Genomic DNA, 14,073 nt, shown 5'->3' on the forward strand with positions numbered 1-14,073 from the left:
AACATCCCGCGTAACCAAGCGACTGCTGAGTAGATTTACCTTCCATGAGCTCTGTCACCGACGACGAGCCCGGGTCCGAGGACTCCGGGCTCGACGAGTCGCGCTCGGGGCGCGGCAAGGGACGGAGGGGACGGTTGTGGCGCCGCCACGACAAGGAGACCCCCGTCGTCGGTGAGCTCGACGACGACGACCTTCAGGAGCTGCTGCGGCGCAGCCACACCTCCGGCATGGTCGAGGGCGAGGACGCGCCGGAGCCGACGGCGCCGGCGACCCACGAGCCGGCGGCCGACCTGCTGGACGAGGCCGACCCCGACAACATCGCCGTGCGCGTGGGCAGCCGCACCGGCCCCGCGGCGACCGCGCCCGATGACGTCGACGACGTCGACTGGCGCGCCCTGGTGTCACCCGCCGAGGAGGCCGCAGAGGCTGGCGACGTCGACGGGGCCGACGAGCAGGCGGAGGAGCCGAACCTCACCGCCGTGGACGACGCCGTGGGGGACGCCACGGACGAGGTCGAGCCCACCGCGGACGACGAGGCACCCGTGGACGACGAGGCACCGGTGGACGAGGCACCGGTGGACGAGGCACCCGTCGACGCAGCAGTGGCCGAGGAGGAGTCCCCGGCAGAGGAGACGCCCGCCGACGAGGCCGACGCCGACGAGCCGGCCGGGACCGACGAGGACGAGCCGGCCGAGGACGTCGACTCCGACGACGGTCCCCAGGGCGAGTCCGACGACGACTGGGCGGCGTTGATCGACCGCGCCGTCAGCCGCGAGGAGCCGGCACCGACCGAGGGCGGCCTGGCCGCCCGGATGGCGCGGGTCCGCCAGGACCCGTCGCTCGCCGAGTACAACGGCGAGGCGCCGCCCGCGTGGCCCACGCCCGAGCCGCTCGCCGACAGCGACGGCAGCACCATCGCCGGCGACGACTGGTCGGCGATCATCTCCCGCGCGACCCGGCCCGCGGTCGCGGACCCGCTGACCGACCCGCTCACCGGCCCGCTGGAGGAGCAACCCGTCGACGACGTGCTCGACGAGGCCGCCGACGCCCCCGCGCCGGACCCGCTCACCGATCCCCTCCCCGACCCGCTGACGGACCCGTACGACGAGCCGTCCGACGCCGACGACGCCGGCGACCAGCCTTCGACGGAGGCAGCCCACGACGAGGCCGTCGATGTCGTCCCCGAGGCCCACGGCGACGCAGCCACCGAGGCCGACGAGAAGCAGGCCGCTCCCGCGCCGGCGGCCCGCGCCACCCCGGGCGACCACCACACGACCGACGAGGAGGCCGGCCAGCGGGTCATCGCGGCCGCCGTCGACGGAGGTTTCGCCGAGCCGACCCCGGTCCCCGCGCCGAAGGGCCTGGCGCGGCTGCGCCGCCGCAACTCGCCCGGTTCCGCGCCGCGGCCCGAGGCGCGACCGTTGCAGGACTTCGTCGAGCCGCCCCTGCTCGAGGAGCCGATCCCGGACATCGACGGGCCGCCCGACGTACCGCGTCGCCCCGCCGAGGTCCTCGCCCAGGCCCGTGCGGAGATCGAGGCCGAGCTGGCCCCGGCCGTCGACACCGACGAGGAGACCGCCGAGGGCGTGACCGAGGCCCCGGCGAACGCCGACGTGGTCGCCGCCCTGGCTGCCCGGATGCGACGCGACGCGGAGCTGGCCGCCGCCGAGCAGGCCGCGGAGCGGTTCGCCGCCGAGGAGGCCGCCCAGCGGGCCCACGAGGCGCGTGCCGAGGCCGACCGACTCGCCCAGGAGCAGGCGCAGACCGCCGAGACCGCCCACCGCGCCCGCGCCGAGGCCGAGGAGCTCGCCCGCGCCGAGGCCGCGGCCCGTGAGGCCGCCGAGCGGGCCGCCCGTGAGCGCGCCGAGCTCGCCGACGCCGAGTCCGCCCGCCGCGAGGAGGCCGAGCGCCACGCCATCGCCCAGGCCGAGCTGGCCGCGGCCGCCCACGCCGAGCGTGAGGCAGCCGAGGCCCGCGCCCGCGAGCAGGCCGACCTCGCCGCCAGCGCCGCTGCCGCCCGGCAGGAGGCCGAGACGGCCGCGATCTCGTACGCCGACGCCGCGCGCCAGGCCCACGAGGAGCGCGCAGCGGCCGAGGACCGCGCCCGGGTCATGGCCGAGGCCGCCGCGGTCAGTGCCGCCGAGCACGCCGAGTTCGCCCGGCGCATGCTGGAGGAGCGCGAGGCCGCCGAACGCACCTCCGCCGAGATCGCCCAGGCACGAGCCCTCGCCGAGGAGGCCGCCCGCCAGCAGGCCGCGCTCGCGCAGGAGGCCCACCGCGCCGCGGAGGCCGCCGAGGAGCGTGCCCGCCTGCTCGCCGAGCAGGCAGCGGCCAGCGCCGAGGAGCACGGCGCCCTCGCCCGCCAGGCCGTCGACGAGCGTGCCGCGGCCGAGAACGCCGCGGCCGACCACGCCCGCCTCGCCCAGGAGGCCCACCAGGCCCGTCAGGCCGCCGAGCAGGCAGCGCTGGAGCAGGCCGAGCTCGCCCGGATCGCGCTCGAGACGGCCGAGGCCGCCGAGCAGCGCTCCGAGGAGGCCGCCGCGCGCGCCTCCGAGCAGGCCGCCGCGCGCGTCGCCGCCGACGAGTCCGCGGCCCAGCAGGCACAGCGCGCCCAGGAGGCGCACGAGGCCCGTCGACTCGCCGAGGAGGCCGCGCGCGAGCAGCTGGAGCTGGCGAGCGAGGCGCAGGCCGCCGCAGCCGCTGCCCACGCCTCCGCCGCCGTGCTGGCCGAGGAGAAGAAGGCCGCCACCGAGGCGCTCGCGCTGGCCGCCGAGTTCGCGGCCGAGGCCACCCACGCCCGTACCGAGGCCGAGGCCCGCGCCGCCAGCGCCCTCGCCGAGCTGGAGCAGGCCGCCGCCGCCCACGTCAGCGCCCTCGAGAACGTCCAGGCCGAGCTCGCCCAGGCCCGCGAGGCCGCGCTCGAGCACGCACGCGCCCGGGTCGAGGCCGAGCAGGCGGCCGCCGAGCAGGCGCAGGCCCGAGCCGCCGCGGAGGCCCGCGCGATGGAGCTGGCCGAGGAGCGCGAGCGCGCGCTCGAGGAGGCCACCCGGGCCCGCGAGGCCGCCGAGGCCCGTGCTGCCGAGCTCGCCCGGGCGCGCGAGGAGGCCATCGCCGAAGCGCTCCAGGCGCGCCTCGACGCCGAGGCCAACGCCACTGCCCAGGCCCAGGCCCGCGCCGACGCCGAGACCCGTGCCAGCGAGCTGGCACGCGAGCGGGAGGAGGCGCGCGCCGAGGCGGCCCGCGCCCGCGCGGAGGCCGAGGCCAACGCGTTCCACCTCGCCGACCAGGTCGCCCAGATCCGCGCCCGGCTCGACGCGCACGACGAGGCCACCCCGACACCGGTGCCGGTCGCCCACTTGGCCGCCGCGCCCGTCGAGGAGCCGGTCGTCGAGGAGCCGGTCGCCGAGGAGCCCGTCGCCGAGGAGCCCGTCGCCGAGGAGCCCGTCGCCGAAGAGCCCGTCGCCGAAGAGCCCGTCGCCGAAGAGCCCGTCGCCGAAGAGCCGGTCGCCGAAGAGCCGGTCGCCGAAGAGCCCGTCGCCGAGGACCCCGTCGCCGAAGAGCCCGTCGTCGAGGAGCCCGTCGCCGAAGAGCCCGTCGCCGAGGAGCCCGTCCACGAGCCGTACGTGCTCACCTCGGTCGAGGACGACGGCTCGGATGCCGGCATCCTCGAGGACGACGACTCCTACCTCGTGGCCTCGGCCGAGACCGTGGACACGGCTCCTGAGACCCCCGTCGCCGAGGAGACGCCCGTCGTCGCGGCCTTCGAGCGGCCGCGATCGCTCGTCGAGCAGTGGCGGGCCGGCATCGAGCCGGTCGACGAGGCCATCGAGCCCGAGCCGATCGTCGAGCCCGAGCCCGAGCCGATCGACGAGCCCGAGCCCGAGCCGATCGACGAGGCCATCGAGCCCGAGCCCGAGCCCGAGCCCATCGTCGAGCCCGAGCCGGAGCCCGAGCCGATCGTCGAGCCCGAGCCCGAGCCGATCGACGAGATCGTCGAGCCCGACGTCGAGCCGGTCGACGAGATCGTCGAGCCCGAGGTCGAGCCCGTCGACGAGACGACCGTGATCGAGGTCGCCGAGGAGCCCGCCGCCGAGGAGCCCGCCGCCGAGGAGCCCGTCGCCCTGCGCAAGCGGCCCTCGCACCACGACGCCGGCCGCGAGGCGGTCGCCGCGTTCGCCGAGGCGCCGGCCACGGACCGCAAGCGGATCCCGTTCCACTCCAAGCGCGGCAGCGGCAGCCTCGCCGTGGTCGCCCTGCTGATCGCGGTCGCCTGCGCGGCCGTGGTCGGCCAGATGGCGTGGAAGAAGACGATCCTGGACGACATCCCGTTGAGCGCGACGCTGACCGCCGTCGCCACCGTCCTCCTGCTCTTCGCCCTGCGGGCGATCAACAGCACCCGGGTCGTGGCCATCGACGAGCACGGCGTGCTCAAGGTGGCGGTCGGCGACTTCAGCAGCCAGTTCGACCTGACCAGCCCGAACACCAAGATCGAGCTGACCGGGACGCCGGGCTCACGAAACTGGCGCGTCAACATCCTGCGCCGCAGCATGTCCCCCGTCGCCATCGACAGCCGGATGGTCGACGCCCACACCTTCCTGGAGGCACTGCGGCAATGGCGACCGGACCTCTAGGGACTGACCCCGCCGCGGATCCTGCCGCGGACACCGCCGCGCTCGCTGCCGAGCGCGACGCCCTCGCCCGCCGCTGCGCGGACGCCGAGGCCCGGGTCCGGGACCTGACGGCCGAGCTCGCCGACGCCCACGCCCGGATCGCGTCGTACGAGAACGCCGACGGTGAGCACCTCTCCCTGTTCGACGGTACGACGGACGACCGCATCACCGGCGACGGTAGCGACCCGCGGGTGCTGTCGCTCGTCCTGGGCGCCACGGCCGTCGTCTCCGGCATGGTGGCGCTGCTGGCGCTCGTCAACGGCAAGCTCGGGACGCCGTTCGGCTTCATCATGGTCGCGCTGACCCTCGGCCTCGCCTGGGGCGCGGCCCGGACCAAGGTGGTCCCGGTCGAGGTCAGCGTCGTGCGCGGGATGGTCTACATCCAGCAGGGTGAGTCGTCGCACCGCTTCGACCTGCGCAAGCCCGAGACCGCCGTCGACATGGTCGGCCGTCCCGGCGACGCGGGCTGGGCGGTCCACTTCGGCCGCCGCGGGATGGACCCGTTCGTGATCGACGCCTCGATGGTCGACCCGGACCACTTCGCGCGGCAGGTGCGGGAGTACCGCCCCGAGCTCTGACGGGGCCCGGGCGCCGCTGTCAGCCGAGCGCCGTGCGCAGCCGGTCGGCGATCTCCAGGACGGCGGCGCGGCTGCTGCGCCCCACGCCGACGATGTTCAGGAAGCCGTGGATCTGGTCCACGAAGCGGCGCAGCTCGACCTCGACGCCGGCGTCGGCGAGCCGCCGGGCGTAGGCCTCGCCCTCGTCGCGCAGCGGGTCGAAGCCGGCGGTGACGACGTACGCCGGCGCCAGGCCTGCCGGGAGCTCGACGTCGAGCAGGTTGACCCGCTCGTCGGCGCGGTCCTCGGGCGTCGGGAGGTAGACGTCGTTGAACATCGCGATCGACTCGGCCGTGAGGTAGAGCCCCTCGCCGAACAGCCGGAGGCTCTCCGTGGCGCGGTCGGCGTCGGTGCACGGGTAGACCAGCAGCTGGAACGCGAGCGGCACACCGGCGCGCGCGGCGGCGATCGCGGTCCAGGCGGCGATGTTGCCGCCGGCCGAGTCGCCGGCGACGCCGATCCGCGCGGGGTCGACGCCGAGCTCGGCGGCGTTCTCGACGACCCACTGGACCGCGGCGAAGGCGTCGTCGAAGCCGCCCGGGAACGCGCGCTCCGGCCCGACGCCGTACTCCACCGCCAGCACCGGTACGCCGCTGACCTCGGCGAGCACCCGGCAGGGGCCGTCGTGGGAGTCGAGGTCGCCGTAGAGGAAGCCGCCGCCGTGGAAGAAGACCAGCAGGGGCTGGGCATCGGTCGCGGGACGGGCACCGTGCGGCAGGTAGTGACGCGCGGGGAGCCCGGCGACGGTGAGCTCGCGGGTCGCGCCGATCGGCTGGCGACCGGCGACGAGGGCGGCGTTGTCGCGCATCGCGGCACGGCCCCGGGCGATGTCGGCGGCACCGAGCTCGCTGCGCCGGGCGACCTGCTGCAGCCGCAGCATGAGGTGCAGGTCGGTGGCGAGGGTCTGGCCGTCCAGCACGAGCGGCCGGCCGGCGGCGAGTCGCTGCACGCGCTCGGGCAGGCCCATCACGGTCTTCACGGCGGCGGACTCGACGGTGGCGCGGAGGTTCACGTCGCCAACCTACTCGAAGGTAACTTCCCCGCTCCGCAGGGACACCTCCCGTTCACCCTCGACTGCCACACTCGTCACATGACCACGGAGCCGCACGTCGTCGACGACGACACCGACGTCACCGAGACGCTGAGCGTCGTGCCCGACGACGCCGCCGCCGAGCCGCCGTACACGCCGACCCCCGCGCTCGTGGAGCACATCGAGTCGGTGGACAACCGGTTCGTGGACCGCGAGCTCTCGTGGCTGCGCTTCAACGAGCGGGTGCTGGAGCTCGCCGAGGACGAGAGCCTGCCGCTGCTGGAGCGGGCGCGTTTCCTCGCGATCTTCACGAGCAACCTCGACGAGTTCTTCATGGTCCGGGTGGCCGGTCTCAAGCGCCGGATCGCCACCGGGCTCGCGGTCCGTGCCGCGAGCGGGATGATGCCGCTGGAGGTCCTCGAGGCGATCTGGACCCGCGCCGACGAGCTGAGCCAGCGCCAGGCGCGGGTGTTCCACGACAGGATCGTGCCGGAGCTGCGCGACCAGGGCATCGCCCTGGTGCGCTGGGCCGACCTGGACCGCGACGAGCAGAAGACCTGCAAGAAGCTCTTCAAGGAGCGGGTCTACCCGGTCCTCACCCCGCTCGCCGTCGACCCGGCCCACCCCTTCCCCTACATCTCGGGCCTCTCGCTCAACCTGGCCGTGCTGATCCGCAACCCGAAGACGGGCAAGGAGCACTTCGCCCGGGTGAAGGTGCCGTCGAACTTCGACCGCTTCGTCGCGCTCGGCAACGCCCGCTTCGTGCCGCTCGAGGACGTCATCGGCGCCCACCTCGGCCGGCTCTTCCCGGGCATGGAGGTGCTCGAGGTCCACACCTTCCGGGTCACCCGCAACGAGGACCTGGAGGTCGAGGAGGACGACGCCGAGAACCTCCTCGCCGCTCTGGAGAAGGAGCTGCTGCGCCGCAAGTTCGGGCCGCCGGTCCGGCTCGAGGTCGAGGAGTCGATCGCGCCGTCCGTCCTCGAGCTGCTCGTCTCCGAGCTCGACATCAGCGAGGACGAGGTGTTCCGGCTGCCCGGGCCGCTCGACCTCCGGGGGCTGCACTCGATCGCCGACCTGCCCCGCGACGATCTCAAGTACCCCTCCTTCGTGCCGGCCACCCACGCCCGTCTCGCCGAGGTCGAGTCGTCCGCGCCGGTCGACGTGTTCAAGGCCCTGCGCCGGCGCGACGTGCTCCTGCACCACCCCTACGACTCGTTCGCGACGTCGGTGCAGCGGTTCATCGAGCAGGCCGCGGCCGACCCGCACGTGCTGGCGATCAAGCAGACGCTCTACCGCACGTCGGGAGACTCCCCGATCATCGACGCCCTGATCGACGCCGCCGAGGCCGGCAAGCAGGTCCTCGTCCTGGTCGAGATCAAGGCCCGCTTCGACGAGCAGGCCAACATCCGCTGGGCCCGCAAGCTGGAGAAGGCCGGCTGTCACGTGGTCTACGGCCTGGTCGGGCTGAAGACCCACTGCAAGCTGGCGATGGTGGTCCGCGACGAGCCCGAGGGCATCCGCCGCTACACCCACATCGGCACGGGCAACTACAACCCCAAGACCTCGCGGATGTACGAGGACCTCGGCCTGCTGACCACCAATGTCGCCATCGGCGAGGACGTCGCGCACCTGTTCAACAACCTGTCCGGGTGGTCGCGCAAGGCGACCTACGAGGAGCTGCTCGTCGCGCCCGACTCCGTGCGGACCGGCCTGGTCGAGCTCATCCACCGCGAGATCGAGCACCACAAGGCGGGTCGCGCCGCCGGCATCCGCTTCAAGGCCAACTCGGTCGTCGACGAGCAGATCATCGACGCGCTCTACCTCGCCTCCGGCGAGGGGGTGCCGGTCGAGATCCTGGTCCGCGGCATCTGCGCGCTGCGCCCCGGCGTACCCGGCCTGAGCGAGAACATCACGGTCCGCTCGATCCTCGGCCGCTACCTCGAGCACAGCCGCGTCTTCTCCTTCGAGGGCGGCGGCGAGCCGATCGCCATGATCGGCTCGGCGGACATGATGCACCGCAACCTGGACCGCCGGGTCGAGGTGCTGGTGCGGCTGCCCGAGCAGAGCCGTGACGAGGTACGACGCCTGCTGGACCTGGCGTTCGCCCCGACGACCCAGGCGTGGGAGCTCGGCGCGGACGCCCGCTGGACCCGCAATGCCGGCACGGAGCACCTCCAGGAGACGCTGATCGAGCGGCAGCGCAACCGGCGCAGCAACAGCTGATGAACCCGCGACACGCCGTCTGACCTGCAAGGACGTCGCCGCGGGGCCGTGCCGTGGGCCGCGCCACACCGACCGGCACTGGCGCGGGTTGCGTTCACGGGACCGTGACCCCCTAGCATGATGGCGTTCTTCTCCGCCTCAACGGGAGTCCATGTGGGTCTGCGTCTGCGTCCGGTCGACACTTCTTTCTACGACCTCTTCACCCAGTCCGCGCAGCACCTGGTCGGTGGCGCCGAGCTGCTTGCCGAGATGCTGTCGGACAACTCCGACAAGGCGTCGGTCGCCGAGCGCATGCGTGCCGCCGAGCACGCCGCGGACGAGACGACCCACGAGATCGTGAAGAAGGTCAACAGCACCTTCGTCACGCCCTTCGACCGCGAGGACATCTACGCGCTGGGCTCCGGCCTCGACGACGTGATGGACATGATGGACGAGGCCGTCGACCTGATCCTCCTCTACGAGGTGAAGACCCTCCCGCCCGAGCTGTCCGAGCAGGTCGAGGTGCTCCAGCGGTGCGCCGAGCTGACGGCGGCCGCGATGCCGCGCCTGCAGTCGATGCAGTCGCTCGACGACTACTGGATCGAGATCAACCGCCTCGAGAACGCCGGTGACCGCAACCACCGCCGAATCCTCGCTGCGCTCTTCTCCGGTGAGTTCAAGACCATCGAGGTGCTCAAGCTCAAGGACATCGTCGAGTCGCTCGAGGGCGCCATCGACGCCTTCGAGAAGGTCGCCAACACGGTCGAGCAGATCGCCGTCAAGGAAGGCTGACCGGTCCAGCCATGACCCTCACCCTGGCGATCGTGATCGCCGTGGTCGTCATCGCGCTCGCGTTCGACTACACCAACGGCTTCCACGACGCGGCGAACGCGATCGCCACGTCGGTGTCGACGCGCGCCCTGACGCCGCGGATCGCGCTGACCCTGGCGGCGCTGATGAACTTCATCGGCGCGCTTCTCGGCCAGGAGGTCGCGAAGACCGTCGCCGACGTCGTCACCATCGAGGACGACACCGGCCACCTGCTCGTCGGCGTGCACCACGGGCTGGTCATCGTGATGGCCGGCCTGCTCGGCGCGATCATCTGGAACCTCATCACCTGGTACTTCGGCCTCCCCTCGTCGTCCTCGCACGCCCTCATCGGCGGCCTGGTCGGCGCGGCGCTGGCCGGCGGGGTGAGCGTCAAGTGGGACACCATCGTCCAGAAGGTGCTCATCCCGATGGTCATCTCGCCGCTCTTCGGCTTCTGCGCGGCCTTCCTCGTGATGACCGCGATCCTGTGGATCTTCCGTCGCGGCAACCCGCACAAGATCAACCGCGGCTTCCGCGGCATGCAGACGGTCTCCGCCGCCGCGCTCGCCCTCGGCCACGGCCTGCAGGACGCCCAGAAGACGATGGGCGTCATCCTGCTGACGCTGGTCATCGCCTACCCCGGCTCCTACGACATCGAGACGCTCCCGATCTGGGTCGTCCTCGCCGCTGCCGGCGCCATCTCGGCCGGCACCTACGCCGGCGGCTGGCGGATCATGCGCACGCTGGGCCGCAAGATCATCCACCTCGACCCGCCGCGCGGCTTCGCGGCCGAGTCGGTCGGTGCCGGCGTGCTCTACACGACCGCGTTCGTGTTCCACGCCCCGATCTCGACGACCCACACGATCACCTCGGCCGTGATGGGCGCCGGTGCGACCAAGCGCTTCTCGGCGGTCCGGTGGGGCATGGCCCGCACCATCCTCGCCGCCTGGGTCTCGACCTTCCCGGCCGCCGCGCTCGCCGCGTGGGCCTGCTACGAGATCCTCAAGCTCGTCCTCCTCTGACCGGTCCGGCCTGAGTCAGTCGGGGTCGATGGTGAGGCTGTAGCCCCGCCCCCGGATCCGTCGTACGACGGCGACCGGGCCGAGCCGTGCCCGCAACCGGGTCACGTGCATCGCGATCGTGTTGCCGCCCGGTCGGCGGCCGTGGGTGCCCCAGAGCGCGTCACCGAGCTCGTCGTCGGTGACGATGCCCGGTGAGTGCAGCATCAGCTCGCGCAGCAGCTCGAACTCCTTGAGCGGCAGGTCCGCGATCCGCTGGCCATTGACGCGCACCGTGAACGCGCTGGCGTCGAGCTCGATCGGACCGACCTCGACCCGCGCGTGCTCCGACACCGACCGGGGGCCGTGGGACATCAGCTCCCAGAGCGACTGGGCGGCGTACGGGCGCAGCGCGACGGCGGACGCACCGGCGAGCATCAGCGAGCCCACCCCGCTCCCCCTGCGCGCGGCGGCCGCGGGGTCGGCGAGCTCGCTGAGGTCCTCCGTGCCCGCGATGACGTAGGGCGAGCCGTGCCGCCGGATCAGTCCGACGAACTCCTCGGCCGGGATGCCCGGCGCCTCCGGCGCCACCACGACGGCGTGGGGGTCGGTGCGGCCGAACTCCACCAGGCCGTCCAGGGTCGAGGCCACCCAGGTCACGTGCACGCCGTGCCCCGCCATGCCCTCGGCGAGCGTGCCCTCGTCCACGGCGGGGTCGACCACCAGGAGCTGTGCCCCGGTCGTCTCCGCCCATCGGTGGAGGTAGGCGCGCACGGACTGACGACGGGCGTCGGTACGCCCGTCCCGCTTGCCCATCCCGGCTTCCGTTCGCGGTGTGCCGCCCCCGAGAGCGGTGGACACCGATCAGCCGAAGCGACCAGAGATGTAGGCCTCGGTCGCCGGGTCGTCGGGGTTCGCGAACATCTTCTTGGTGGGGTTGAACTCCACCAGGTGGCCGGGCTCGCCGGTCGCCTTGAGGTTGAAGAAGCCGGTGTCGTCGGAGACCCGCGCGGCCTGCTGCATGTTGTGCGTGACGATCACGATCGTGAACTCGTCCTTGAGCTCGTGGATCAGGTCCTCGATCGCGGAGGTCGAGATCGGGTCGAGGGCCGAGCACGGCTCGTCCATCAGCAGGACCTGCGGCTCGACCGCGATCGCGCGGGCGATGCACAGGCGCTGCTGCTGGCCGCCGGACAGGCCCATGCCCGGCTTGTTGAGCCGGTCCTTGACCTCGTTCCAGAGGTTGGCGCCGCGCAGCGACTTCTCGACCACCGCGTCCGCCTCGGACTTCTTCAGCTTGCCCGCGTTGAGCTTGAGCCCCGCCAGCACGTTGTCGTAGATCGACATCGTGGGGAAGGGGTTGGGCCGCTGGAAGACCATGCCGACCTGGCGGCGTACGGCGACCGGGTCGACCCCGGCGTCGTACAGGTCCTGGCCGTCGACGACGATCTTGCCCTCGACGCGCGCACCGGGGATGACCTCGTGCATGCGGTTGAGCGACCGGAGGAAGGTCGACTTGCCGCAGCCGGAGGGACCGATGAAGGCGGTGACCGCGCCGGCACGGATCGTCATGTTGACGCCCTGCACGGCGAGGAAGTCGCCGTAGTAGATGTTGACGTCGGAGACGTCGATGCTCTTTGCCATTGCTAGTCCCTCTCAGCCCTTCTTCGGGGCGAAGATCTTGCCGACGATGCGAGCCACGAGGTTCAGCACCACCACGATGATGATCAGGATGAAGGCGGCGCCCCAGGCGATCGCCTCCGCGGGGGCGTCGCCCCGCACGTTCTGTCCGTAGATGAGCACCGGCAGCGTGGTCATCGCGCCGTCGAACAGGTTCATGTTGGTGCGGTCGGTCGCGCTGGCGATGAGCAGCAGCGGCGCGGTCTCGCCGATGACCCGGGAGATCGCGAGGGTGATGCCCGTCAGGATGCCGCCGAGCGCGGTCGGGAGGACGATCCGCACGATCGTCTTCCACTTCGGCGTGCCGAGCGCGTACGACGCCTCGCGGAGGTCGTCGGGCACGAGCATCAGCATCTCCTCGGTCGCCCGGACGACGATCGGGATCATCAGCAGCGAGAGCGCCACCGACCCACCGATCCCGGACACGTAGGCCGGGCCGAACACCAGGGTGAAGAGCGCGAACGCGAACAGGCCCGCGACGATCGACGGGATGCCCGTCATCACGTCGACGAGGAAGGTGATCGCCTTGGCGAGCTTGTTCTTCTTGCCGTACTCGACCAGGTAGATCGCGGCCATCACACCGACCGGCACCGAGATGACCGCGGCGCCGAGCGTGATCAGGAGCGTGCCGATGATGGCGTGGTAGATGCCGACCGGCTGGTCGATCTGCGTCTTGAAGAAGGAGTAGCTGAGGAAGGTGCCGTCGATGCGGCCGGCGCCCTTGGAGACCACCCGCCACAGCAGCGAGACCAGCGGCACGACCGCGACGAAGAAGGTGGCCCAGATCAGGCCCGTCATCATCCGGTCGGTCGCACCACGGCGGCCCTCGATGAACAGCGACCAGAGGGGCAGCGCGACGAGGTAGGCGACGACGCCGACGACCACGCCGCCGACCAGGCCCATGCCGAGCACCATCAGCAGCAGGGCGAGCGCGATCGCGATGCCACCGACGATCGCCGGCGCGACCCGCGGGAGGCGGGGCAGGACGAGCGGCGTGTGCGCCCGCTCCTGGATCTCTTCGACAGTGGTCGTCATCGGGCCATCCGCCTCTCGCTGCGGCCGATGATCCACCGGGCCGCGAAGTTCACCAGGAAGGTCAGCAGGAAGAGGACGAGGCCGGTCGCCACCAGGACGTTGAGCAGGTCGGCGCTGCGCTCCTTGTACTTGAGCGCGATGTTGGCCGCGATCGAGGTCGGGCTGGACGTGGCGATGATGTTCCAGGACAGCCCGAAGCCGACCGAGAGCACCATCGCGACGGCCATCGTCTCGCCGAGCGCGCGGCCGAGGCCGAGCATGACGGCGGAGACCATCCCGGAGCGCGAGTAGGGGAAGACCGTCATCCGGATCATCTCCCAGCGGGTGGCGCCCAGCGCGAGGGCGGCCTCCTCGTGCAGCCGCGGCGTGCGGGAGAAGACCTCGCGGGTGATCGCGGTGATGATCGGCAGGATCATGATCGCCAGCACGATGCCCACGGTGAGCCACGACTTGCCGGCCGCGTTCGGCTCCCCGAAGAGGGCACCGAGCACCGGCCACGAGCCGAAGGTGTCGTGCAGCCATTCGTGCATCGGCACGAGCTTCTTCGCGAGGTAGAACGCGCCCCACAGGCCGTAGACGACCGAGGGCACCGCGGCGAGCAGGTCGATGACGAAGGCGACCGGGGTGGCGAGCCACCGCGGTGCGTAGTGGCTGATCACCAGCGCGATGCCGAAGGCGAGCGGCACGGCGATGACCAGCGCGATGATCGACACCGTGAAGGTGCCGACCAGCAGCGGGAAGACGTAGCCCAGGAAGCTCTCGGCGTGCGGCCCGTAGACCTCGGCCGGCTTGCTGAAGCCGGTCGCACCCTTGGCGAGGAGGAAGACGAAGACGCCGGCGAGGGCGCCCAGGATGGTGAGACCGGCAGCGAGCGCAGCGCCGGAGAAGATGCGGTCACCGATGCCACCGCGGACGCTCGCCCACGCGGCGGGCTGGTCCTCGATATCGGCGGTGCGGGCTGTCACTGGGTCACCTCGTGCTCAGGGTGCTCGGGGGGAAGCGGGATGGTGCGGGAACGCCGGTGGAGG

10 protein-coding genes are annotated in these 14,073 nt (G+C 72.4%); 5 read left to right on the forward strand and 5 right to left on the reverse strand.

Annotated elements, in window-relative coordinates:
• The first annotated feature begins 44 nt into the window (after positions 1–44).
• Both BJ993_RS05960 and BJ993_RS05965 read left to right on the forward strand, forming a co-directional pair.
• A complete protein-coding gene (locus BJ993_RS05960; protein ID WP_179648067.1) occupies positions 45–4,631 on the forward strand; it encodes a hypothetical protein in 4,587 nt (1,528 codons plus the stop codon).
• Positions 4,613–5,248 carry a hypothetical protein gene (locus BJ993_RS05965; RefSeq protein WP_036550864.1) on the forward strand — a complete coding sequence of 212 codons (636 nt, stop codon included), beginning with the start codon at positions 4,613–4,615 and terminating at the stop codon, positions 5,246–5,248. Before BJ993_RS05960 ends, BJ993_RS05965 begins: the two co-directional genes overlap by 19 nt.
• 19 nt (positions 5,249–5,267) lie before the next feature.
• Here BJ993_RS05965 and BJ993_RS05970 read toward each other — a convergent pair whose 3' ends face one another.
• Positions 5,268–6,299 (reverse strand): alpha/beta hydrolase, encoded by a 1,032-nt coding sequence (locus BJ993_RS05970; protein WP_242530353.1) that lies wholly within the window; start codon positions 6,297–6,299, stop codon positions 5,268–5,270.
• Positions 6,300–6,377: 78 nt separating this feature from the next.
• On the opposite strand from BJ993_RS05970, the gene BJ993_RS05975 reads away from it, so the two are divergent.
• The 3 genes from BJ993_RS05975 to BJ993_RS05985 all read left to right on the forward strand — a co-directional run bounded on the left by BJ993_RS05975 (position 6,378) and on the right by BJ993_RS05985 (position 10,354).
• Positions 6,378–8,543, forward strand: a complete 2,166-nt coding sequence (locus BJ993_RS05975) for an RNA degradosome polyphosphate kinase (protein WP_179648068.1) — start codon at positions 6,378–6,380, stop codon at positions 8,541–8,543.
• 153 nt (positions 8,544–8,696) lie between these two features.
• Positions 8,697–9,314: a DUF47 domain-containing protein gene (locus BJ993_RS05980; protein WP_036550858.1), complete on the forward strand. Its 618-nt coding sequence runs from the start codon at positions 8,697–8,699 to the stop codon at positions 9,312–9,314.
• A gap of 11 nt (positions 9,315–9,325) precedes the next feature.
• Positions 9,326–10,354 carry an inorganic phosphate transporter gene (locus BJ993_RS05985; protein ID WP_036550856.1) on the forward strand — a complete coding sequence of 343 codons (1,029 nt, stop codon included), beginning with the start codon at positions 9,326–9,328 and terminating at the stop codon, positions 10,352–10,354.
• A 15-nt stretch (positions 10,355–10,369) separates the two neighbouring features.
• Here BJ993_RS05985 and BJ993_RS05990 read toward each other — a convergent pair whose 3' ends face one another.
• From BJ993_RS05990 to pstC, 4 genes are read right to left on the reverse strand one after another with little or no spacing between them, the layout of a single operon-like run.
• The gene (locus BJ993_RS05990) at positions 10,370–11,146 is read right to left on the reverse strand and encodes a winged helix-turn-helix transcriptional regulator (RefSeq protein ID WP_051932968.1); all 777 of its coding nucleotides are present in this window, start codon (positions 11,144–11,146) and stop codon (positions 10,370–10,372) included.
• A 48-nt stretch (positions 11,147–11,194) separates the two neighbouring features.
• The gene (gene pstB, locus BJ993_RS25655; RefSeq protein ID WP_036550853.1) at positions 11,195–11,974 is read right to left on the reverse strand and encodes a phosphate ABC transporter ATP-binding protein PstB; all 780 of its coding nucleotides are present in this window, start codon (positions 11,972–11,974) and stop codon (positions 11,195–11,197) included.
• A 12-nt stretch (positions 11,975–11,986) separates the two neighbouring features.
• Positions 11,987–13,045: a phosphate ABC transporter permease PstA gene (pstA, locus tag BJ993_RS25660; protein WP_051932967.1), complete on the reverse strand. Its 1,059-nt coding sequence runs from the start codon at positions 13,043–13,045 to the stop codon at positions 11,987–11,989.
• The gene (gene pstC, locus BJ993_RS06000) at positions 13,042–14,010 is read right to left on the reverse strand and encodes a phosphate ABC transporter permease subunit PstC (protein WP_036550851.1); all 969 of its coding nucleotides are present in this window, start codon (positions 14,008–14,010) and stop codon (positions 13,042–13,044) included. Before pstC ends, pstA begins: the two co-directional genes overlap by 4 nt.
• Positions 14,011–14,073: the final 63 nt, after the last annotated feature.

It is taken from the genome of Nocardioides aromaticivorans, assembly GCF_013408525.1.
Classification (GTDB): Bacteria; Actinomycetota; Actinomycetes; order Propionibacteriales; family Nocardioidaceae; genus Nocardioides; species Nocardioides aromaticivorans.